22 protein-coding genes are annotated in these 22125 nt (G+C 33.7%); 6 read left to right on the top strand and 16 right to left on the bottom strand.

Translation table 11 applies throughout. From position 1 onward, the window contains the following. Positions 1-16: 16 nt before the first annotated feature. The 7 genes from AC1EU5_RS15805 to AC1EU5_RS15775 all read right to left on the bottom strand — a co-directional run bounded on the left by AC1EU5_RS15805 (position 17) and on the right by AC1EU5_RS15775 (position 10378). Positions 17-2239: a RelA/SpoT family protein gene (locus tag AC1EU5_RS15805; protein WP_480193391.1), complete on the bottom strand. Its 2223-nt coding sequence runs from the start codon at positions 2237-2239 to the stop codon at positions 17-19. A 51-nt stretch (positions 2240-2290) separates the two neighbouring features. Then, positions 2291-3523, bottom strand: coding sequence for a M48 family metallopeptidase (locus AC1EU5_RS15800; RefSeq protein ID WP_480193390.1), 1233 nt, complete (start codon positions 3521-3523; stop codon positions 2291-2293). 4 nt (positions 3524-3527) lie between these two features. Further along, positions 3528-3992: a C40 family peptidase gene (locus tag AC1EU5_RS15795; RefSeq protein WP_480193389.1), complete on the bottom strand. Its 465-nt coding sequence runs from the start codon at positions 3990-3992 to the stop codon at positions 3528-3530. A gap of 3 nt (positions 3993-3995) precedes the next feature. Continuing rightward, a complete protein-coding gene (locus AC1EU5_RS15790) occupies positions 3996-4793 on the bottom strand; it encodes a TrmH family RNA methyltransferase (protein ID WP_480193388.1) in 798 nt (265 codons plus the stop codon). A gap of 66 nt (positions 4794-4859) precedes the next feature. Then, complete coding sequence (locus AC1EU5_RS15785) at positions 4860-6164, bottom strand: amidohydrolase family protein (RefSeq protein ID WP_480193387.1); 1305 nt, start codon at positions 6162-6164, stop codon at positions 4860-4862. Positions 6165-6175: 11 nt separating this feature from the next. Then, a complete protein-coding gene (locus AC1EU5_RS15780; RefSeq protein WP_480193386.1) occupies positions 6176-9211 on the bottom strand; it encodes an amidohydrolase family protein in 3036 nt (1011 codons plus the stop codon). A 90-nt stretch (positions 9212-9301) separates the two neighbouring features. After that, a complete protein-coding gene (locus AC1EU5_RS15775; RefSeq protein WP_480193385.1) occupies positions 9302-10378 on the bottom strand; it encodes a DUF3810 domain-containing protein in 1077 nt (358 codons plus the stop codon). Positions 10379-10516: 138 nt separating this feature from the next. Here AC1EU5_RS15775 and dnaB point away from each other — a divergent pair, with 138 nt between their 5' ends. The 4 genes from dnaB to AC1EU5_RS15755 all read left to right on the top strand — a co-directional run bounded on the left by dnaB (position 10517) and on the right by AC1EU5_RS15755 (position 14669). Next, on the top strand, positions 10517-12031 hold the full coding sequence (gene dnaB, locus AC1EU5_RS15770; RefSeq protein WP_480193384.1) for a replicative DNA helicase: 1515 nt from the start codon (positions 10517-10519) through the stop codon (positions 12029-12031). 9 nt (positions 12032-12040) lie between these two features. Next, positions 12041-13300 (top strand): asparagine synthetase B, encoded by a 1260-nt coding sequence (locus tag AC1EU5_RS15765; protein ID WP_480193383.1) that lies wholly within the window; start codon positions 12041-12043, stop codon positions 13298-13300. Beyond that, positions 13297-13737: a hypothetical protein gene (locus AC1EU5_RS15760; RefSeq protein WP_480193382.1), complete on the top strand. Its 441-nt coding sequence runs from the start codon at positions 13297-13299 to the stop codon at positions 13735-13737. Before AC1EU5_RS15765 ends, AC1EU5_RS15760 begins: the two co-directional genes overlap by 4 nt. Positions 13738-13823: 86 nt before the next feature. After that, positions 13824-14669 carry a transketolase gene (locus AC1EU5_RS15755; protein ID WP_480193381.1) on the top strand — a complete coding sequence of 282 codons (846 nt, stop codon included), beginning with the start codon at positions 13824-13826 and terminating at the stop codon, positions 14667-14669. Here AC1EU5_RS15755 and AC1EU5_RS15750 read toward each other — a convergent pair. From AC1EU5_RS15750 to AC1EU5_RS15720, 7 genes are all read right to left on the bottom strand, one after another. Continuing rightward, complete coding sequence (locus AC1EU5_RS15750; RefSeq protein WP_480193405.1) at positions 14666-15271, bottom strand: trimeric intracellular cation channel family protein; 606 nt, start codon at positions 15269-15271, stop codon at positions 14666-14668. The two genes, AC1EU5_RS15755 and AC1EU5_RS15750, sit on opposite strands and share 4 nt — an antisense overlap. A 164-nt stretch (positions 15272-15435) precedes the next feature. Then, on the bottom strand, positions 15436-16269 hold the full coding sequence (locus AC1EU5_RS15745; RefSeq protein ID WP_480193380.1) for an OmpA/MotB family protein: 834 nt from the start codon (positions 16267-16269) through the stop codon (positions 15436-15438). 67 nt (positions 16270-16336) lie between these two features. Beyond that, a complete protein-coding gene (locus tag AC1EU5_RS15740) occupies positions 16337-16849 on the bottom strand; it encodes an SRPBCC family protein (RefSeq protein WP_480193379.1) in 513 nt (170 codons plus the stop codon). 6 nt (positions 16850-16855) lie between these two features. Continuing rightward, positions 16856-17176, bottom strand: coding sequence for a TfoX/Sxy family protein (locus AC1EU5_RS15735; protein WP_480193378.1), 321 nt, complete (start codon positions 17174-17176; stop codon positions 16856-16858). A gap of 2 nt (positions 17177-17178) precedes the next feature. Then, positions 17179-17622, bottom strand: a complete 444-nt coding sequence (locus tag AC1EU5_RS15730; protein WP_480193377.1) for a nucleoside deaminase — start codon at positions 17620-17622, stop codon at positions 17179-17181. Positions 17623-17667: 45 nt separating this feature from the next. Then, positions 17668-18666 (bottom strand): glycosyltransferase family 2 protein, encoded by a 999-nt coding sequence (locus AC1EU5_RS15725; RefSeq protein ID WP_480193376.1) that lies wholly within the window; start codon positions 18664-18666, stop codon positions 17668-17670. Then, positions 18663-19106 carry a type I restriction enzyme HsdR N-terminal domain-containing protein gene (locus AC1EU5_RS15720; RefSeq protein ID WP_480193375.1) on the bottom strand — a complete coding sequence of 148 codons (444 nt, stop codon included), beginning with the start codon at positions 19104-19106 and terminating at the stop codon, positions 18663-18665. The genes AC1EU5_RS15725 and AC1EU5_RS15720 overlap by 4 nt, the downstream gene beginning before the upstream one ends. A 29-nt stretch (positions 19107-19135) precedes the next feature. Between AC1EU5_RS15720 and holA the strand changes: the two genes are divergently transcribed. Continuing rightward, positions 19136-20140 (top strand): DNA polymerase III subunit delta, encoded by a 1005-nt coding sequence (holA, locus tag AC1EU5_RS15715; RefSeq protein WP_480193374.1) that lies wholly within the window; start codon positions 19136-19138, stop codon positions 20138-20140. 31 nt (positions 20141-20171) lie between these two features. Then, positions 20172-20561, top strand: a complete 390-nt coding sequence (locus tag AC1EU5_RS15710) for a Dabb family protein (protein WP_480193373.1) — start codon at positions 20172-20174, stop codon at positions 20559-20561. 4 nt (positions 20562-20565) lie between these two features. On the opposite strand, the gene AC1EU5_RS15705 is transcribed toward AC1EU5_RS15710, so the two are convergent. Together AC1EU5_RS15705 and AC1EU5_RS15700 are read right to left on the bottom strand one after the other, a co-directional pair. Next, positions 20566-21312, bottom strand: coding sequence for a carboxylesterase family protein (locus AC1EU5_RS15705; protein WP_480193372.1), 747 nt, complete (start codon positions 21310-21312; stop codon positions 20566-20568). Positions 21313-21536: 224 nt separating this feature from the next. Further along, positions 21537-22004 (bottom strand): hypothetical protein, encoded by a 468-nt coding sequence (locus tag AC1EU5_RS15700; protein WP_480193371.1) that lies wholly within the window; start codon positions 22002-22004, stop codon positions 21537-21539. Positions 22005-22125: the final 121 nt, after the last annotated feature.

Raw genomic sequence — 22125 nt, 5'->3', positions numbered from 1 at the left:
AACAATTTTTGAACAACTATTTTTTGTTCAAACGATCAACCTTGTCAATGCCATCAATATTCTTTAATTGGGTAGTCAATTTTTTAAGTTGTGCATTGTTTTTTATACCCACAGTTAACTTTCCTTCAAAAATCCCATCATTACCTTCTATGTTGATATTGTGAATATTAACATGCATATTGTTAGAAATTACTTTAGTTACCTGATTGACCAATCCCATTTTATCAATTCCAGTTAACTTTAGCATTACTTTGTATTCTTGTTGGCTTGAATCTATCCATTTAGCGGGCATAATACGATATGCATACTGAGATTGTAGACTAATAGCGTTGGGGCAATTTTGTTTATGTACTTTAATACCATCACTTACAGAAACAAAACCAAAAACTTTATCACCAGGAATAGGATTACAACAATTGGCAAGCTTATAATTAAGTTTATCTTCATCTTTACCAAACACTAGTAAGTCATATTTACTTGTAATTTCTTGGTCATTAACTGGAGTTTCTGTTGTATTTCTACGTATTCTATTTCTAAAAAAACTATAAAATGCGTTACTGCGTTGTGCAACAAAATCCTTCAATTGTTGATTGGAAATGGAACCGTTGCCAATTCTATAAAATAGATCTAAGCTGGTTTTTAACTTAAAATAACTAACTAATTCATTGACTGTTTTTTCGTTGAACGGAATTTTTAGATGACGCAACTTTCGTGATAGTACTTCTTTACCTTCCTCAGCAATTTGCTTTTGTTCATCTTTGAGTGCCGTTCTAATTTTTGATTTTGCTCTAGCTGTAATAGCCATATCTAACCAGCTTAATTTAGGCTTTTGCGTAGCAGAAGTAATGATTTCAACCTGATCTCCACTCTTCAATTCATGACTTAACGGTACGAGTTTACCATTAACGCGGGCCCCACGGCAATGTGTACCCACTTCTGTATGAATAGAAAAAGCAAAGTCAATAGGAGTTGCTCCTTTTGGTAATGATTTAATATCACCATTAGGCGTAAATACATAAATCTCTTTAGAGTAAAGATTTAATTTGAACTGCTCTACAAAATCAACTGCGTTTACATCTGGATTTTCTAAGGTCTCTTTTAATCGGTTAAGCCAATCTTCTAACCCATTATCTCTTTCATTACCATGCTTATATTTAAAATGAGCAGCATAGCCTTTCTCGGCAATCTCATCCATTCGCTGAGAACGTATTTGCACTTCTACCCAACGTCCTTTTGCGCCCATAACAGTAATATGAAGTGACTCATAGCCATTAGATTTTGGTTGCGATATCCAATCTCGTAATCTATTTGGGTTGGGTCTAAAATGATCTGTTACTATGGAGTAAATTTTCCAGGCATCAAACTTTTCTTTTTGCTCATTACTGGAAGTATAGATAATCCTAATAGCAAATTTGTCATACACTTCATCATAAGAAACACCTTGACTAAGCATCTTCCTTCTTATAGAATAAATAGATTTGGGCCTTCCTTTAATGGTGTATTTTAATTTTTCCTTATTTAAGGAGCTCTTAATAATATTAGAGAACTCTTCAATATATCTATTTTGCTCTTCCTTGCTATCTCTTATTTTATTAAATATATCCTTATAGACTTCAGGCTCAGTATATTTTAAACCTAAATCTTCTAATTCAGTTTTAATATTGTATAGCCCAAGCCGATGCGCTAACGGTGCATAGATATACAAAGTTTCTGAAGAGATTTTTATTTGTTTATGCGGAGGCATAGCATCCATGGTTTGCATATTATGCAACCTGTCTGCTATTTTAATCAAAATAACCCTTACATCATCATTTAACGTAAGCAGCATTTTTCTAAAATTCTCTGCCTGAACAGAAATATTCTGTTCCTTACTTAAATGAGAAATTTTAGTCAACCCGTTTACCACTCTGGCAATGGTTTCCCCAAAAAGTTGCTCTATATCTTCAAAGGTATAGTCTATAGAGTCTTCAACTACATCATGAAGTAGGGCGGCAGCAATTGAGGTGGCACCCAATCCTATTTCATTAGCTACAATTTTTGCAACCGCTATAGGATGGTATATATAGGGTTCTCCTGTTTTTCTACGTTGGTCTTTATGCGCATCTACGGCAACCTCAAATGCCTTGCGTATCATCTTTTTATCTTCTGTGGATAAAGTTTGATACGTTACACTCAACATATCCTTATAGCGATTTGCTATTTCCTTTTTTTCTTCTTCTATAGTTGCAACATATGCCATAAATTAAAAGTACTATAAAGATTTTTACTGGGCAAACAGAGCCTAAATCTTTTAGCCATTTAGGTTTTGTACCCGTTGCAATAGAGTGGGATGCGAATAATGCATAAATACATATGCTTTATGAGGTGTTAAATTGCTTAAGTTATTCTTAGAAAGCTTCTTTAAGGATGATATTAGTGCCGATGCATTAAAATGCTCTTTTGCATAGTCATCGGCCTGATATTCAAACTTTCTTGATATATAGTTCATAAATAGCCCAGTAAGCTCAGAAATAGGAGAGTACAGGATACCAAATGCGATTAAACCAATATGAAAGCTAGGTTGTGAGACAGATAGTGCTTCAGAAAGCAATGTATTACCTATAAAAAGCGATAAAATATATAATGTCAACCCTGTAACAAGCAAGGATACCACCATGTTAAAAATAACATGCTTCTTCTTGTAGTGTCCAACTTCATGGGCTAGTACTGCTACTATTTCATCAGAATCAAGATCGTTAATGAGCGTATCATACAATACAATACGTTTTTTAGGACCAAAACCTGTAAAGTAAGCGTTAGCTCTTGATGACCGTTTTGAACCATCAATAACAAATATTTTGTCTAAATTAAACCCTACTTTAGAGGCAAAGGCATTGAGTTTGTCTTTTAATTCTCCGTCTTCCAAAGGTTGCTGTTTATTAAATAAAGGTACAATCAAATTTGAATAGAATAATGTCATAAAAATGGAAAATATAGCAACCAATGCCCAAGTATATAACCAGAAATTCTCTCCTGTTTTTTGATAAAACCAAACCACCAAAGCCAGTAATCCTCCACCAAGAATAATTGTTAAAATCCATCCTTTTATCTTATCTATGAAAAATAATTTCTTAGTAGATTTATTAAAGCCATATTTCTCTTCAATAACAAAAGTGCTATAGTAAGATAGTGGGGTAGTAAGAATATCACTTCCTAACATAATAATACCGAAGAAAATAAGCGTAATAATAATCTCATTAGAGCTTAAACTACGGGCAAATTGATCAACATAAGCAAAACCTTCAAAATAAAAAAAGGCAAGTGTTAACAGTACAGAAAAAGAAGAAACTAAGGCCGAAAATCGAAAGCTTTCCTTCTTATAATTCTGAGATTTTATATACTGTTCTTCATCATATACATCATTTAATTCCGAAGGAATCTGATCATTAAATCGTCGATAATTTAAATAATCTAAAGCTTTGTTAATTAAAAAGTTAATGACAATTATTGAAATTAAAATTCCAAATACTATTTGTGGTGTCATGTAGTTAATTTTTTAAAATGCGTTTGGCAAATTTATACTTCTCTTCCCAATAACCCTTGCTTAAATTTGATTTAATAACTCCTTTAGAGGTAGAGCTATGCATGAAAAGACCACTTCCTAAATAAATACCTACATGATTGTAAGACCTTTTCGGTTTAAAAAAAACCAAATCCCCTGGTTTTAAGTCTTTCTTAGAAACCCTTTTTCCTGCTTTCATCATGCCGTCTGTAGATCTTGGCAATTCAACCTGCAAAGCATCCCTGTAAACAGTTTGTGTATATCCTGAACAATCAAACCCACGCTTATCGGTGCCACCGTATTTGTATCTAGTGCCTTTATATTTATTAAATTCTCGTTCTAATTTTGTTTTAGTAGAAATTTCAGTCAAAGTAGCTTTCTTTGAACTGCTACAACCTATAAATAGCAACTGAATTAGTGCGACTAAAAAACTAAGTATCTTTTTTACCATTAATTATTTAAAGTTTCGTTGTCTTTTTGCCTCATAAATCAAAACTCCTGCCGAAACGGAAACGTTCATAGAGTCGATTGCTCCTTGCATGGGAATGATGATATTCTGAGTACTGCTTTTCAACCATTCATTACTTAAGCCAGTAGCTTCAGTACCTACAACAATAGCTGTAGGCCTTTCATAATCAATGGTTTCATAAGATTTTGAAGCTGTTAAAGCTGCACAATAAATAGCTATATGATTCTCTTTTAAAAAAGAAATAATTTCAGATGTAGATCCAGTTGCAATTTGATTGGTAAATGCACAGCCCACACTTGAGCGAATAATATTTGGGTTATAAATATCGGTTTTAGGATTGGCAATTAGTACGGCATCTAAGTTTGCTGCATCCGCTGTGCGAAGCAATGCGCCAATGTTTCCGGGCTTTTCTGGCGCTTCAGCAACTAATAGTAAAGGGTTTTCTCGTTTAAATTTGATGTTACTTAATGAATGTTCTTTTACTTTAAATGTTGCAAGAACACCTTCTGTAGAGTCTCTGCGTGCCAATTTTTCATAGACTTCTCTTCCAATCTTAATGATTTTGTTTTGTGGAATATTAAAATTGGGTAATGAAGATTCATTAATTATAGCATCACAAAATAGAAGATTTGTTAATTCATATGCTCCTTTTAACGCTAATGAGATTTCTCGCTGGCCTTCTACAACAAATAGCCCTAACCTTTTACGTATTCTTGATTTTTCCTGAAGCTGTAAAATGTCTTTTATGAGCTGATTTTGTATGCTTGTAATTTCCTTGTACACGCTAAAAATTTGTCAAAAATAAAAAAAGCTCCCAATCAGGAGCTCTTTTCATGATTTATTGAAATTTTAATTACCACTATTAAATTTATCCATATAGCGTTTATATAATTTTGTTTGATGTGTTTCTAAACTGATATCACGACCTTGAATAAATGCTTTTTCAATACTATTTGTTCGCATATCTAGAGCATCTCCCTGGGAGATAAATAAAGTAGCATCTTTACCAACTTCTAAACTACCAGCAAAATCATCAATACCTAAAATTTTGGCAGCATTCAAGGTGATTAATTGTAGAGCTTGTTCTTTACCTAATCCATAAGCAGCATATGTGCCGGCATAAAAGGGTAGATTGCGTGTGTTCATTCGTTCCATTTGACCTTCCATTTCAATGGCTACAGTCAAACCTTTATCAGTTAACTCTTTTGCTAGTTTATATGGACCAATAGCATCATCATCTTCAGCCCATGGTAATCTGTGAGGACGTGGTACTAATACAGGAATATCATTTTCCTTTAATAGATCAGGAACCAAACTGGCTTCATTGCCATGAACCAACACAATTTTTTGAATGCCTTCTTTTGTAGCCCAATTGATGGCATCTACAATTTGTTTTTCACGTCCAGCATGAATGTATAATTTTTGCTTGCCATCATATAGACCTTTAACAGCTTTATAAGGCAAGTTCTTTTCCTTTGGTTCTTGTTTTAAATAGGCTTTGGCATTACTAAAGAAATTGGCTATTTCAGTAATTTTTTTACTATAGTCTTTATTTGGTTTAAAAGCTGGGTCTTCTCCTAACCACCAGCGTCCTCTTTGAAAGACACTAGGCCAGTTAATATGAATACCATCATCTATCTTTAAAGCAGCATCTTCCCAGTTCCAGGCATCTAGCTGAACTACAGACGATGTTCCTGAAATAGTGCCTCCTCTAGGTGTGATCTGTGCAATTAAAACACCATTAGGGCGCATGCTTTCTACAACTTTTGATTCAGCATTATAAGCAATTAAGCTACGAATGTGTGGTAAAAACCCGCCAACTTCATCAAAGTCGCGCGTCGCGCGAACAGCATCAATTTCTGCTAATCCTAGCGAAGCGTTGGTTGCAATAAATCCAGGGTAGACATGCTTACCTGACGCATTAATAGTTTTTGAAAAGTTGCCGCTAACTCCATTGGCACTTCCTACATAGATAATCTTTCCATTATCAAAACCAATAGCTGCATTTTCAATTGTTTGACCATTTCCAATATGTGCAGTAACTCCAGTTATTAAAATAGACTCATTCTGTTTTTCCGCTGGAGTTTGTTGAGCATATGCCATTGAACCTATCAACAGCAATGAAACACTAAGTAATTTTATTAATTTTTTCATGCTTTTACGTTTTATTGCTGGTAGATTAATGTGTCACAATGAAGCGCTTCTTTTTTCTTTGTACTTGGTGTTTGCGTTTTCATTCCCTTATTTTTTGCTTTCAACATCATATTTATCAGCTGATTACGTTCTTTTTTGATATTCTCTAACATCTCAGGAAGCTTTTCCAAATCATAATAAATAGCTCCTTCTATCATCGTTTTTTCTGCCTTTGCATAAATTGACATAGGATGCTCAGTCCAAAGCACTAAATCAGCATCTTTTCCAATTTTAATACTTCCAACTCGATCATCAATATGAAGCATTTTTGCTGGATTTAATGTAACAAATTTCCATGCATCTTCTTCAGATACACCACCATATTTAACAGACTTTGCAGCTTCTTGATTCAATCGTCTAGACATTTCACGATCATCTGAGTTAATGGCAGTTAACACACCCACATTATGCATGATTGCAGCATTAAAAGGGATTGCATCGTTAACCTCATATTTATAAGCCCACCAATCTGAAAATGTAGAACCTGCTACACCATGCTCTTTCATTTTATCTGCAACTTTATATCCTTCAAGAATGTGGGTAAAAGTGTTAATATTGAATCCAAATTTCTCTGCAACTTTCATTAACATATTAATTTCACTTTGTACATATGAATGGCAAGAAATAAAGCGCTCTTTATTTAATATTTGCGCTAAAACCTCAAGTTCTACATCCTTTCGTGGAGCCTTTGTTCTTGCTTTTGCTTTGCTTGATAATTTATTGTAGGCTTTCCACTTTGCATCATACTCTTTTGCTCTTTGAAAGTAGTCAGTATAAACCTGTTCAACTCCCATTCGTGTTTGAGGAAAACGAATATTCACATTATTTCCCCAATTACTTTGTTTTACATTTTCACCCAATGCAAATTTGATAAAAGGATCGGCATTTGGGTTCAGTAATTTATCAGCAGGTTCTCCCCATTTTAATTTTATAACGGCTGAACGCCCGCCGATAGGATTTGCTGAACCATGCAAAATTTGAATAGAGGTTACACCACCAGATAGGTTTCTAAAAATATTGATATCATCATCCCTAACCACATCTTCAATGGTCACTTCAGCTGTAGAATTATGTCCAGCTTCATTAACGGCAGCAGTAGCAATATGTGAATGCTCATCAACAATGCCTGCTGTTAAATGTTTACCAGTTGCATCAATTACCTTAGCTCCATCTGCAGATAAATTTTGACCAATTTTAGCTATCTTACCGTTTTGAACTAAAACATCTGAATTTTCTAAAATGCCTTCGTTTTCATTAGTCCAAACAGTCGCATTTTTAAATAGAATAGTTTCTGGCTTGACTTTTTCACTGAATCCGTAGGCTGTATTAGGGTAGGATATAGGAAGTACTATTGGTAATTTTTCATCATTTTTAGCTTCCTTATTGGCTTCATCTTTTACTTCTTCTGTTTTCTTTATAGCTGACCAAGTTGTTTTGATGCCACTGGATAGTATTGCATTACCAGATAATTTATCTGAAGTATCAACAATAGTATTAAGTCTTACAAATCTTTTTTCCTTTTCATCAAACGGAATATATATTAAATTAAACCATCCATCTTTATAACTCACTTTAGAATCCATTTTAATGGAATCCTTCTTCAGTTCAGACTTTAATTTTAATAATTCTCCTGATAGTTTTAAATTATATGTATTTCCAACAATTTTTAGATCATAATTACCACGAATATCTTTAGCAGTCATATCGTTTATTACATTTTTATGACCTTGCACCCAGTTTTCATAAAGCGTGGTTTTTTTGTGAAATAAATCTCCAGACGTAATTAAGAAATTAGCTACAGCACCATTTTTTAAATTTCCTATTACTTTGCTTTTACCCAACATTCTAGCCGGAACAGTCGTTAATGCTTCAAGTGCTCTTGTCTTATCTAAACCATGCTGTATAGCATTCATCAGGTTACTTTTGAAATCAGTTACTTTTTTAAGACCATCTGTAGTGAATGCAAATTGAACACCGTTTTTAGCCAATACTTTGGGGTTTGTAGGTGCTTGGTTCCAGTGGCGCATATCTTTTAGTTCCACTACTGCTGCATTTAATGGGTCACTAACATCATAAGCTGCTGGGAAATCAACAGGAATAATATAATAGGCATTGGTAGCCTTTATATCTTCAATTCGCGCATATTCATTACCGCCTCCTTTAATAATATAGTTGACACCAAATTCATTGGCAATCTTGTCAGCACGCAAATCATTAGCTAAGCTACCCGCATCAAATATCTGTGGTAAAGCCTTATTATTATTGAAAGCCTCTAACGATCTGTCCTTAGTATCAGAACCACCATTACCATACCATTTGGCATCATGATATACCTGTCGTATCAAAGCCATAGCCCCCATCAATGATGTTGGGTATGACTGTCTGGATGAATTCCCTTTTTTAAATGAAAAATGCTGCGCAGACTGATCACTCAAAATGCGCTCATCATCACCTGCATCTGGATTTAGTGCTACTAAAGCCCCTGTACCTCTAATAATACCATCCTGAAAATGTGTATTCACAACACCAAAACCTGCTTGTATAAGCTCATTAGCTTTTTTCTTATCAAATTTTAATTTGTCAATTGCTTTTAGCTCGGGGGTAATATGATCATTCCAATAGTATCCTTTTCTGCTGGCGTCATATTGTGGACGTTGGCCTTGGGTATTCTGACGCTTTGGCTTTTCAATACCAAAATCAGAATAAATATCTATAAAAGAAGGATAAATATGCTTTCCACTAAGGTCAATAATGGTAGCATTTTCTGGTATAGCAATAGTAGCTCCTGCAGATATTACTTTGCCATTCTGAATCAATAAAATGCCTTTGTCAATAACCTGTGTTGGAGTCACAAAAATTTTAGCATTTATAAAGGCTGTGTAATTATTATTCTTGGTTTTTACACCATCATTTTTCGGGAAATACTCTTGTGCCAGCAAAGAACTTGAATTGAAACATAAGAATACAAAAGCGAACCCTAATAGTAAATTGAAGTTTGTTTTTTTCATATTAGAATTGAGTGAGTTAAAGAATTTATAAAGTTAAAAGGATAATAATTAAGAGCCATAATTTTAGAAAAATTAACAGAGTTTTAAGAATTAATCAAGCCCATATTTTTCGCGATATGCAACTAGTAACCCTACCATTTTACTATAACCTTTTATACCATCTTGTTGTTGATTGGCTTTTAAATAATTATCATAGAATAATTTAAAGAAAGGTTCTGCTTTATTTTGATAAGAACGCCAGAACTCTTGAGTTTCTTTTATGTTTTTAATCACACCTTTTGGTATGCTATCAATCAATTGCCTGCCTATAATTGAGTCTTTACCATAGGTAGCTGCAATGGCATAGCGCATTGCCATTAGATTGGCGGAATATTGATAATTTAAATCAGGACTTTTGGAAGCTGCTAAGTAACCTATAAAATTAGCTTCACTTTCGGCAGCATAGCCTAATTGATGTGCTACTTCATGGCTGGTGATCATTGGCAAGTTATGTTTAGGTACCAAATAATCTACTTGCGCTTCTATAGTAAAAGGATTTAAATATCCTGAAAATCCCATGTAGGTAAGTGGCAAACTAAATAGTGATTTCTTAACCGATTTTTTTGAGTATGCCAAATAAGGATAAGTACTACTTGCAACTTCATATCCTTTAGATACATTTTGTAAAATTTCTACTTTGGAGTCTTGAATAACCACTCCTAAAGTATCATTTTGAGTTATTTGATTGTGAATTGCTTTAGTTTTCCAAATCAAATCTTTTGATAAATCAATAAGCTCGTTTGTAGTGTAATCTTTTTTTTCTAATCCCAACGTTTGAAAAAGTGAATTTCTGTAATAATTCAATCCCCATAAAAAATGAAATAAAAAATAAAGGATTGATACAAAAGCGCCAAGTTTAAAAAGACGTTCCTTAATATTGGAAAATCCTTTCTTAAAAAATCTATAAATACCAACTACAATAAATAAACCTACAAGAAAATAAAAGATATCTCCAAATGAAAAAGGCAACCAACCCAAAACTGTTCTGAAAACAGATGAAATATAAGGATAAATTCCTTTTGAATAATAGGTTTCAACAATGTTCGGAAACCTTGATATTACTGAAATAAACAGAATTTGAACAATAAAAAAATAAGTGAGGAATTTATAAATTTTTGATGGCTTCATTACTCAAAAGTAACTAAATATTATTTGGTGTGAACTTTGATATACTTATTAACAAAACTTTAATTTGTTAACAGTAATTGTGCAAAATAAAAGCATAACTTAGAGAGGTTATTTGTTTTAAAAAATTACATTTGCCTGATGGAAAATTTACAGCCCGTAAGAGCAAAAAATATAAAAAAAGGTACCTTGATTAACCTTGAAAAAGGTAAGCTTCCACCACAAGCTGTTGATCTTGAAGAGGCTGTATTGGGTGCAATGATGATCGATAAGAAGGGGGTAGATGATGTGATTGATATTTTGCATGCTGATGCATTTTATAAGCAAGCACATCAAGATATTTTTGATGCCATGTTTAAGCTCTTCAATGCATCAGAACCTATTGATTTGCTAACTGTTTCCAATCAACTACGCTTAGATGGTAAGTTAGATGCCGCTGGTGGAGATTTTTATCTGGTGAACTTAACACAAAAGGTTTCTTCTTCAGCACATATAGAATTTCATGCTAGGATTATTCTGCAAAAGTATATTCAGCGAAGATTAATTACTATTTCAAATGAAATCATTGATGAGGCATATGACGAAACATCAGATGTATTTGACTTGTTAGATTCTGCAGAAACAAAATTATTTGAAGTCACTCAAGGAAACTTAAAAAAGAGTTCAGAGTCAGCTGAAGGTCTAGTTTCTCAAGCTTTGAAGAAAATTGAGGAGATTTCGGGTAAAGAAGGTATGAGTGGTGTACCTACTGGCTTTACAAAATTAGATGCATTAACCTCGGGTTGGCAACCTTCTGACCTGGTAATCCTAGCGGCAAGACCAGGTATGGGTAAAACAGCATTTGTTATGTCTATGGCTAAGAATATGGCTATTGACTTTGGTATTCCTGCAGCTATATTTTCATTAGAAATGTCATCAGTTCAATTAATCACGAGAATGATCTCTAGTGAAACAGGTATCTCATCAGGTAAATTGAGAAAAGGTGATTTAATGCCGCATGAGTGGGAACAATTAAATGTGAAGGTAAAAGATCTTTCAAAAGCTCCTATTTTTATAGATGATACTCCTTCATTATCAATTTTTGACTTGCGTGCTAAAGCCCGCCGTCTAGCATCTCAACATGATATTAAGATCATAGTAATTGACTATTTGCAATTAATGACCGCAGGAAATGCAGCCAAAAGTAGTGGAAACCGTGAGCAAGAGATCTCTACCATTTCAAGAAATTTGAAGGCCTTGGCTAAAGAACTAAATATACCTGTGATTGCGTTATCTCAGTTATCGCGAGCTGTAGAAACAAGAGGAGGAAGTAAGCGTCCACTATTATCTGACTTACGTGAATCAGGAGCCATTGAGCAGGATGCAGATATTGTGTCCTTTATTTACAGACCTGAATATTATGGTCAAACTGAATGGGATGATGAGGAGCGCACACCATGTGAAGGGCAAGCAGAATTTATCGTTGCAAAGCATAGAAACGGTGGATTAGATAATATCCGTATGAAATTTACTGGTCATTTGGCGCAGTTCTCAGATTTGGAAGAAGCATTTACTACTGAGTTTCAGTCAAAAATGAATGATTTTATTGATCCTAATTCATTGCCCAGTGCTAATGATGTATTTGGTTCACCAGAAGATGGTGATGTTCCATTTTAATTACTGAACATGTTCAGGACTTTCATTTTAACTTGTTTTTTACTTACATCCTTTTTAGCAGATGCCTCATTCATATTAATTCCTATGGATGAAGTTTCACAGCAAAATCATTTAAAAGCATATGGCATTGCATATTTTTCTTTACAAAGCAATAGTGATGTTAAATGGTTATTGAACTATAAAGGTGGTTCTTTTTTATTAGAAAATCAGGAACAATTCAGAAAGGAATGCACTATCAGAGGTGTTTCTTATGAAGTAATTTCCGATGCTGAAGCTTTAAGAATATTAGAAGAAATTGCTAGTCCATCTCAAAATATGGAAGCAGTAGTGTTAGAAAAAGCCCCAAAAATTGCCGTTTACTCACCAAAGGATAAAATGCCCTGGGACGATGCCGTGACCATGGTACTGAATTATGCTGAAATTCCATACGATGTTATATATGACGAAGATGTACTTCAGGATAAGTTGCTACTTTATGAGTGGTTACACTTGCATCATGAAGATTTTACAGGGCAATATGGAAAATTTTATGGAGCTTACAGAACAGCCCCTTGGTACATAGAAGGTAAAAAATATGCCGAAAATTTGGCAAAGAAGTTGGGTTATTCTAAGGTTTCTAAAGGGAAATTGGATGTAGCACTTCGCATTCGTGATTATGTTATTGGTGGTGGTTTTATGTTTGCTATGTGTTCGGCTACTGACAGTTTTGATATTGCTTTAGCTGCTGAGGGTGTTGACATTTGTGAAACCATGTTTGATGGAGACCCTGCAGAACCCAATTATCAAAACAAATTGGATTTCTCTAAGACCTTTGCTTTTAAAGATTTTGAATTGGTTCGTAGCCCTTTGGAGTATGAGTTTTCATCTATAGATATGACACGAAAGCGACGTATTCTAAAAACTCAAGACTATTTTACTTTACAAGAATACTCAGCAAAATGGGATCCCGTACCTACTATGTTGTGTCAGAATCATACACAATTGGTTAAAGGTTTTATGGGGCAAACCACAAGTTTTGATAGTAGAACTGTGAAATCAACTGTTTTAGTAATGGGTGAAAATAAGGTGAACAGTGAAGCTAGATATATTCATGGTACCAAAGGCAAAGGTCTTTGGACTTTTTATGGAGGTCATGACCCTGAAGATTATCAGCATAGGGTAGGAGACCCAAAAACTGAACTTGACTTACATCCTAATTCGCCAGGATATAGACTTATATTAAATAATGTATTGTTTCCTGCTGCCAAAAAGAAAAAGCAAAAAACATGATACGCTATCTAATTTCATTTATCTTTCTTTTAGCTATTTGTATTTCTTGTGTTGAGAGAGGAAAACCTATAGAAAAGAAAGAAGAAAAAACTTCAGAAAATTCTAAGAAGAAGACTAAAATTGATCACTATTTATGTCCTCAAGGACATAAAGGATCAGATAAGCAAGGAAAATGCCCTGAATGTGGTTCTGTATACCAACACAATCAATTGTACCATGGTAACGGAGTACTCAATTTACCTCAAAACCAGGTCAATGATCCCTTTAATGGCACTAACAATTCTAATGCTTCTAATAGAACGCCATCACCTGCTCAAAATAAGTATGGTGATTACCATTATATTTGCCCAAATGGGCATTCGGGTGGGGCTGGGTCACAAGGTAATTGCAGTTCTTGTAATGCCAAATTAACACACAATCAGCTATACCATAAATAGTTGTTAACAATTAGAAATAACTTTAAAAATTAGCGTTTGTAGCATAGTATAAATGCTGTATTTTTGTCCATCAAATTTTTCATATAATGTCCTCAATTCAAGAACTTCAAGATTTCGCTACACAAGTAAGACGTGATATTTTAAGAATGGTACATGCTGTAAATTCAGGCCATCCAGGTGGTTCACTTGGTTGTACAGAATTTTTTACTGTACTGTATCAAGAAGTGATGAATTATAATACTGATTTTGACATGGATGGGGTAGGTGAAGATCTATTCTTCTTATCAAACGGACATATTTCACCAGTATATTATAGTGTTTTGGCTAGAAGCGGATTTTTTCCTGTTTCTGAATTGAATACGTTCAGAAAAATTAATTCTAGATTACAAGGGCATCCAACAACGCATGAAAACCTACCTGGAGTGCGCATAGCTTCAGGTTCACTAGGACAAGGAATGTCAGTGGCAATTGGTGCCGCTCAGGCCAAGAAATTAAATAATGATAATTCATTAATTTATAGCTTGCATGGTGATGGTGAGCTTCAAGAAGGCCAAGTTTGGGAAGCCATTATGTACGCTGCAGGAAAAAAAATTGATAATTTAATTGCAACTGTTGATTACAATGGACAGCAGATTGATGGATCTACTGATGATGTTCTGCCATTAGGGAGCCTAAGAGAAAAGTTTGAAGCTTTTGGCTGGGATGTTCTAGAAGTTAAGCAAGGCAATGACATCCAATCAATTATTGATGGATTAACAGAGGCGCAATCTAGAACAGGAAAAGGAAAGCCTGTTGTCATTCTATTACATACTGTTATGGGTAATGGTGTTGACTTTATGATGCATACACATGCATGGCATGGTAAAGCACCTAATGATGAACAATTAGAAATAGGACTTGCTCAGAATGCTGAAACCTTAGGCGATTATTAACCTTTTGAATAAAAGGTAGGTAAAGAAAGTTTATACCTTACTGCTACTAATCTTACCAGAATAACAACCAAAGTTGTAACAATATAATTAAAGTTAGTAGGCAGATGACTCTTATAAAGAATCAAAAATGCAATTGCACCAATGATACAGGCACTTGCATAAATTTCCTTTCTGAAGATTACCGGTATTTCATTACATAATATATCTCTTATTACACCTCCAAATGTTGCTGTAATCGTTCCTAGAGCAATAGATATAATAGGGTGTAGATCATTCTGTATACCCATTTCTGTTCCCACTATAGTAAAAATACCAAGGCCAATGGTATCAAAAAGAAATAATGATTTACTAAGATAACCTATCTTATTTCTAATGATGATTGCAAATGTGGTAGATGCAATAATAACATACACATAATTTAAATCTTGCATCCATCCAACCGGAGTTCTTCCTATAAGAATATCTCGTATAGTTCCTCCGCCAACCGCTGTTACAAATGCAATGATAAACACTCCAAAAGGATCAAGTCGTTTGTTAATGGCAATCAACGTACCAGAAATGGCAAAAGCCGCTGTTCCTAAAAGGTCTAAGGTGTAGAATATTTCCATTGTCCTAAAAATATGATAACCTAAGTTATTATTGCTTATAAAATTGAGTAGTGCAAAATTTTTTACTGGTAGCTAAAATAATCTTTCTCAGATGCAAATGCATAAAAAAAGCCGAACAAAATATTGTTCGGCTTCTTGATTATTTTAGTTAGGATTTTTTATCCTTCTTTTTCACTCATTAAAGCAAAAAACTTGTCAATATTTGGTAAGATCACAATGCGTGTTCTTCTGTTTCTGGCTCTGTCTTCTCTTGTATCATTGCTCACTAAAGGTTGAAAAGAACTTCTACCAGAAGCGATTAACTTTTCAGGAGCTATCTCAAACTTATTTTGTAATCTTCTAACCACTGAAGTTGCTCTTAACACACTCAAATCCCAATTGTCTTTTATTTTAGCGGTGTTAATAGTTCTAGAATCTGTATGACCTTCTACCATAAGATCAAGGCTTTCCTCAGAATTTACTAAGTCAGCAATCTTCTTTAAAATATGATCTGCTTTATTGCTTATTCTATAACTAGCAGTGTTAAACAGTAATTTATCAGAAATTGAGATCATTACGACTGTTTCATTAATGTTAATAGCAATATCATCACTTTCATCAAGATCACTAGAAGCCATTGTTTTTCTTAAGTTGTAAGAAACTGCCAAATTCATAGAATCTTTTAAAGTTTTTGCTCCTTTTACCGCTTCAGGATTCATTTTAGCAATGGTAGCTCTCATTTGATTCTTGGCATCTGTAGAAATTACGGTACCATCAGAAGTCGTTAATTTGGCATCGCTCTCTTCTTTAAGCGCATTTATTTTTGCATTGTAAGCTTCTACGCGCGCTTCAATCTCAGCAAACTTACCTTCTAATTCTTCTTTCGCAAGTGTTGTTTTGTGTAACTCTCCTTTAAGATTGTCTCTATCTTGCTCTAAAGCAACATATTTTTTCTTAGAAACACATGAAACTGTTAATGCTATAACAGCTACTGATAATAATAATTTTTTCATAGGGATAACTAATTAGATTTAAAGCCCGCAATTAAGAGTAAGAATCTAAAGAGTTTCTAAAGATTTATTACATATTTACAAATTCATACCCCGCTAATCCAAAATTTCTAAGGTCAATTTCGGTTTCATTAAGGAGAATGCCATGTTCAGCATACGCTTTTAGGTTGGCTAGCCAGAATGTCCAACCATTACTGCATCCATAGAAGATTTCAAGTTTACTTTTCTCATCTAAGGGTATTTTTGATTGGGTTAAAGAAATCAATACCGCATTTTCTTTTTGTTCAAAAGTTACCAAAACTTCATTTTTTCCGGCAAAAGAAAATTTCACAAATTCATTTTCTTTTATATCGAGTATTTTCCCTTCCTCTTTGCCATCCCAATTATGCCATTGCCAGATATAAACATCATCAGGTTGAATTCTTTCATTTTCATCAATTTTTTCTTCATCTCTTATATAATCCGCCTGGCGTAAAAACCAGGTAGTAATTCCTTTTTCAGTTGTCCAAAGTTCAAAAAGCTCTTTGATATTTGCCTTTATGTGAATTCTCTTTGTGAAAGAATCCCATGTTAGTTTTTCCATAATGAATCATTTTAATTTACTTTTCGCATGCTCAATCCCAAGTTCAATCCAATATTGTAGATTACGCTCGTCATCTAATTCAACATAAATAAATTCTTTCATAGGTTTTTTGGTGAAATCCATGGGTCTGATGTTGTGTTTTTCGAGTTCTTTATCCATTTTAGATGCAATCACGCGAACCGCCAGTTCATGACGAACAATACCTATACACATTTTACCATGATACAAAAAACTTAAGCCTCCAAACATTTTCTTTTCCGTAATTATGTCACTATAGCTAGCAATATGTTCTCGTATTTTATCTGCTAATGCCAAATCATACGCCATAATTACTCAATTTCAGATATATCTTCATTCCATAATTCAGGTTTCTCCTTAATGAATTTAGCCATGAGATCAATGCTTTCTTTATCATTTAACAAAATCACTTCAATACCTTTATCTTCTAAAAAAGAAATATTACCCTCAAAATTTACATTTTCGCCAATTACAACTTTTTTGATTTTAAATTGAACAATGGTTCCACTACACATCATACAAGGACTTAATGTAGTATAAAGCGTCATGTTAGCATAATTTACCTGACGACCAGCATTTTGTAGGCAATCCATCTCGCCATGAAGAATTGGGTTTAGTTGCTGCACTCGCTGATTGTGGCCTGCACCAATTACTTTATTTCCTTTTATAAGAACAGAACCTATAGGTATGCCACCTTCAGCATAACTTTTCTTAGCCTGATTTAATGCTTTTTGATAATTTATAGAGATGTTCATGCTACTAGTGTCTCTCAAATATAAGTCAAAAAAATGTGAGATTTATCAATTAAGGTTTGTATACTTCTTTTTACCTAGAACAAAATACGACCAAACAATGTTCTTATGATTGTAGTAATTTTTCTTTTTTGAAGGCTGAAAATTTCTTTTCTTTTTGAACTTGTTAAAATTGCGATAAAAAGATATGTGTGCTCTAAAAACAGCCCAAAAATGTTTTGGCTTAAATTCTAATAAAAACTTAAAAGCCGCAAGACCATCGAGGCACATTCTAAGAAAAATTTTAGAAACCAATTTGTTTGAAGGAAGGTTCTTAGTAAGCATGAATAAACTATTTCTGAAATTTAAATAGGTTTTCTGAGGCTTGCTAGCGTCTAAGGTTGCGCCACCAACATGATTCACTGTAGAACTACCAACATATCTTATTTGCTTCCCTGAGTTTTGAATCCGCCAACAAAGATCTATTTCTTCTTGATGTGCAAAAAAATCCTCATCAAAGCCTCCTAATTCATGAAAAACTGTTGACCTGATAAAAAAACAAGCACCTGTAGCCCAAAAAATATCTATGGTATCATTGTATTGCCCTTGATCAACTTCTAAAGTATTAAAGATGCGCCCACGGCAATATGGATATCCATAGGAATCTAGATAACCACCAGCTGCACCTGCATATTCAAATTTTGTTTTGTCTTTGAAATCTAAAATTTTTGGTTGAATGGCGGCTATTTCAGAATTATTTTGAAACTCATTAAATATAGGTTTTAGCCAATCTTCAGACACTTCTATATCAGAATTTACCAATGCATAAACATCCGCATCAATATGTTGTAAGCCGTCATTATAACCTTTTGCATAACCGCCATTGACCTCATTTTTTATAATACCAACCTCTGGATAATGTTCTTTTATAAAATCAACCGAATCATCATCCGAATTATTGTCAATTACATAGATATCTGCTTCTTTGCTATAATTCATCACACTAGGTAAGAATTGTTCTAATAACTGTTTCCCGTTCCAGTTTAATATGGCAATAGCTATTTTCATTGATAATCAGGGAGGTCTTTTAAAAAATCATATTTTTTACTGACATGATCTACTGTGCAAAAATAATGGTCTTTACCGTTAGTGACCATTAAATAGGTAGCTTCTAATTCAAGATTGTAACGCGCTATTTGATCAAATGCATGCTGTGTGATCATTGTTTTGGGTGACTTACATTCAATAATAATTTCAGGAGTTCCTTTTCTATTAAATACTAAGATGTCAAAACGTTTTTTAAGTTGATTAACGGTTATTTGTTTTTCTACAGCAATAATAGAAGTTGGATATTTTTTTTCATTTATAAGGAAATGAATGGTATGTTGTCTCACCCATTCTTCAGGCGTTAAAACCACATATTTTTTTCTAATAACATCAAAGATAAGCTGCTTATTTTCGCTACTTTTGATCTTGAATTGATATGCAGGAAAATTGAGAACTTGCATCCTACAAAAATGACATTTTTTTCTTAGTTGTGGAGCAAATCAACCAAATAGTTTCGGACATCAAAAGTGGAAACATTGCACCTATTTATTTTTTAATGGGTGATGAGTCGTATTATATTGATAAAATAGCTGAGTACATAGAAAATAATGTATTGAACGAAGAGGAGAAAGGCTTCAACCAAATGGTACTCTATGGTCGTGATGTAAGTATAGAAGACATCGTATCTAATGCGAAACGTTTCCCTATGATGGCTGAGCGGCAAGTGGTAATAGTAAAAGAGGCACAAGACTTATCACGTACTATTGAAAATTTAGCAATATATGCTGAAAACCCACAGCCTTCTACAATTTTAGTTATTTGTTATAAATACAAGACACTAGATAAACGTAAGAAACTTTCTAAAATAGTTGCCAAAAGCGGAGTGTTATTTGAAAGTAAAAAACTTTATGAAAATCAGGTGGGTGATTGGATACGAAGAGTGCTTTTAGGTAAGAAATTTCAAATTGAGCCAAAAGCCACTTTAATGTTGGTAGAATTTTTAGGAACTGACTTAGCCAAAATTAACAATGAATTAGAAAAATTAATACTGGTATTAGAACATGAACGACTCATTACTGCCAAACACATAGAAGAGAATATTGGTATTAGTAAAGACTTCAATAATTTTGAATTGCGCAAAGCAGTGGGAGAGAAGCAAGTTGTAAAAGCCAATCAGATCATTAATTATTTCTCACAAAACCCAAGAAGTAATCCGTTAGTTATGACTATTTCATTATTGAACAGCTTCTTTACACAGTTACTTATTTACCATGGATTACGTGATAAATCAAAAAGTAGTGTTGCTAAGGCATTGCGGATCAATCCATATTTTGTGACAGATTATCAAAAAGCTGCTAGTAATTATCCAATGCGTAAAGTTTCACAGGTTATTTCTTTATTACGCGATGCTGATTTAAAAAGCAAAGGAGTAGGAGCAACCAATATGAACCAAGGTGATATTTTAAAAGAATTGCTTTTTAAAATGATGCACTGATTCAATTTATAACTTAATAATCACATTTCTCATGAAATTTCTATACACATTTTTAATTGCTATCATTTTCTTAATGGTATCTTGTTCTGAAACAAATTCAACCCAAAACCATAACAACAAATTAAGACATGTTGTTTTGTTAAAATTTAAAGATGGAGTCTCAAAAGATAGTATTCAAATTGCAGAAAGAGCATTTGCTGAACTACCGAATAAAATAAAAGAGATCAAAGATTTTGAATGGGGTACTAACAATAGCCCTGAAGGTCTTAATAAAGGATTTACACATTCATTTGTCTTAACATTTGAAAACGAGCAAGGCAGAGTCATCTATTTACCGCACCCAGATCATAAGGCATTTGGTGAAATCTTAAGCCCTATACTAGATGATGTTTTAGTCATAGACTACTGGGCTAATGAGTAGATTATTATTTTCTTGATTTGCTGAACATCCATTCTAAAAAATCAGGTTCTGCAAAAGCCTGCGTCCAACTGTCATGACCGGTATTGTCATATAATGAGAAGCGAGGATTACCACCGTTAACTCGTAATGCCTGAACCATCTCTTTAGAATATTTTGGGTTAACAACATTATCATCGGCTCCATGAAAAACCCATAGAGGTGTAGTTTTATCATAGTCTTTAACCGTTTCAATAGCACCGCCACCGCAAATGGGTAGGGCAACAGCAAACATTTTAGGCTTGCGCCAAAGTAGTTCAAATGTGGCCATGCCACCCATTGAGAGTCCAGCTACATCAACTCTGTTTTTATCAATGTTTGGATGTTCAACTAAAGAGTCTAGCAGCTTTATGACTAGCCCAAGAGACTTTAATGGTTTCTCAGTTTTTTTAAAGTCGAATCCTAAACCATTTTCTTTACGAGTATAGTCAATATGCGCCCAATAATCGTTTTTAGGACATTGTGGAAATACAACAAAAGCCGGATATTTTTTTCTGTTTTCTTTCTTGGTAAATAGACTAGCGCCATGAACAAGCTGTGCTTCATTATCATTACCGCGTTCACCGGAACCATGCATAAACAACACAAAAGGATATTTTTTGTTCGTGTCTAAATCTAGTGGTTTTAGTACGCGGTAGTTTAATAAATCTTGACCGTCAATAAAGTTAGCGCGTTCATACTCATGATTATTTTGAGAAAAAGATGGAGTTTTCATAAGTATCATTAAAGCAAGTAGGTAATAATAGTTTTTCATGGAATGAATAGTTGTTTATTTAAACTTTTAACGGTTTAGCCGTGTTGCTCCTAACGGTTTGTGTATGATTTCGTTGTGGAATTGTCCGTTAGGACTATTCCGCTAATGAAATATACGAAGTTTCTGCAGAGTTGTTGCTAATTAAAAAGGAACAATGAACTATACACATTGTTAGCAAATGTTATTTATTTTCCTGCACTCTTAATTCCATTTTTATATTCAACCATGCAATATTCTTCAATCTTAACCTTGTGAAAATAAGTTGAGCTTCCTTGGGAAGTTACCACGTCAACATAAATTAATTCCAGAGTTTCTAAATCTACTAAAATAGAATAACCAAAGTTTTCTTTACTCTTAGAAATAGAAAAATTCAGATAATAAGGCATTATATCCTTTGAATGGTACCATGAAGCTAATAGTTCCAATTTTGGTTGTTCCAGAATATCAAAGTAATAGCCAATACAATCTGGGAAAATTATTTCCTTGTCTTTTATTCGAAGGTACTTTTTATTTAAGTCAAATTTTGAAGGGCCAAATTTTTCAGGTAATCCAATTATATTTCCGCTTTTATCTAATTTCAGAAGTGTATCTTGATGGACGGAGCTTAAATCCGAAAGCATCATGAATGATAAAATAATTAGTAATAATTTCATTCTCTTTCAGTCAATTTTTAATATTTGCTAATAACCTGCTAAACGCAGTTCTGTTTTGAGAATGAAAAGATACTAAATTCTTTAGCAATAATTTGAGAATCAGATTTCCTATTTCTCTCAT

It is taken from the genome of Maritimimonas sp. 2405UD52-3, assembly GCF_056591715.1.
The sequence above is the reverse complement of the archived record's forward strand: the minus strand, read 5'-3'. Positions and strand labels throughout refer to the sequence as shown.

Coding starts and splice junctions, on each gene's coding strand:
- AC1EU5_RS15745 (WP_480193380.1), bottom strand. CDS start 16,269: ATGAAAAAATTATTATTATCAGTAGCTGTTATAGCATTAACAGTTTCA.
- AC1EU5_RS15795 (WP_480193389.1), bottom strand. CDS start 3,992: ATGGTAAAAAAGATACTTAGTTTTTTAGTCGCACTAATTCAGTTGCTA.
- AC1EU5_RS15805 (WP_480193391.1), bottom strand. CDS start 2,239: ATGGCATATGTTGCAACTATAGAAGAAGAAAAAAAGGAAATAGCAAAT.
- AC1EU5_RS15740 (WP_480193379.1), bottom strand. CDS start 16,849: ATGGAAAAACTAACATGGGATTCTTTCACAAAGAGAATTCACATAAAG.
- dnaB (WP_480193384.1), top strand. CDS start 10,517: ATGGAAAATTTACAGCCCGTAAGAGCAAAAAATATAAAAAAAGGTACC.
- AC1EU5_RS15775 (WP_480193385.1), bottom strand. CDS start 10,378: ATGAAGCCATCAAAAATTTATAAATTCCTCACTTATTTTTTTATTGTT.
- AC1EU5_RS15720 (WP_480193375.1), bottom strand. CDS start 19,106: ATGCAAGTTCTCAATTTTCCTGCATATCAATTCAAGATCAAAAGTAGC.
- AC1EU5_RS15735 (WP_480193378.1), bottom strand. CDS start 17,176: ATGGCGTATGATTTGGCATTAGCAGATAAAATACGAGAACATATTGCT.
- AC1EU5_RS15780 (WP_480193386.1), bottom strand. CDS start 9,211: ATGAAAAAAACAAACTTCAATTTACTATTAGGGTTCGCTTTTGTATTC.
- AC1EU5_RS15755 (WP_480193381.1), top strand. CDS start 13,824: ATGTCCTCAATTCAAGAACTTCAAGATTTCGCTACACAAGTAAGACGT.
- AC1EU5_RS15730 (WP_480193377.1), bottom strand. CDS start 17,622: ATGAACATCTCTATAAATTATCAAAAAGCATTAAATCAGGCTAAGAAA.
- AC1EU5_RS15710 (WP_480193373.1), top strand. CDS start 20,172: ATGAAATTTCTATACACATTTTTAATTGCTATCATTTTCTTAATGGTA.
- AC1EU5_RS15700 (WP_480193371.1), bottom strand. CDS start 22,004: ATGAAATTATTACTAATTATTTTATCATTCATGATGCTTTCGGATTTA.
- AC1EU5_RS15765 (WP_480193383.1), top strand. CDS start 12,041: ATGTTCAGGACTTTCATTTTAACTTGTTTTTTACTTACATCCTTTTTA.
- AC1EU5_RS15800 (WP_480193390.1), bottom strand. CDS start 3,523: ATGACACCACAAATAGTATTTGGAATTTTAATTTCAATAATTGTCATT.
- AC1EU5_RS15785 (WP_480193387.1), bottom strand. CDS start 6,164: ATGAAAAAATTAATAAAATTACTTAGTGTTTCATTGCTGTTGATAGGT.
- AC1EU5_RS15705 (WP_480193372.1), bottom strand. CDS start 21,312: ATGAAAACTCCATCTTTTTCTCAAAATAATCATGAGTATGAACGCGCT.
- AC1EU5_RS15760 (WP_480193382.1), top strand. CDS start 13,297: ATGATACGCTATCTAATTTCATTTATCTTTCTTTTAGCTATTTGTATT.
- AC1EU5_RS15725 (WP_480193376.1), bottom strand. CDS start 18,666: ATGAAAATAGCTATTGCCATATTAAACTGGAACGGGAAACAGTTATTA.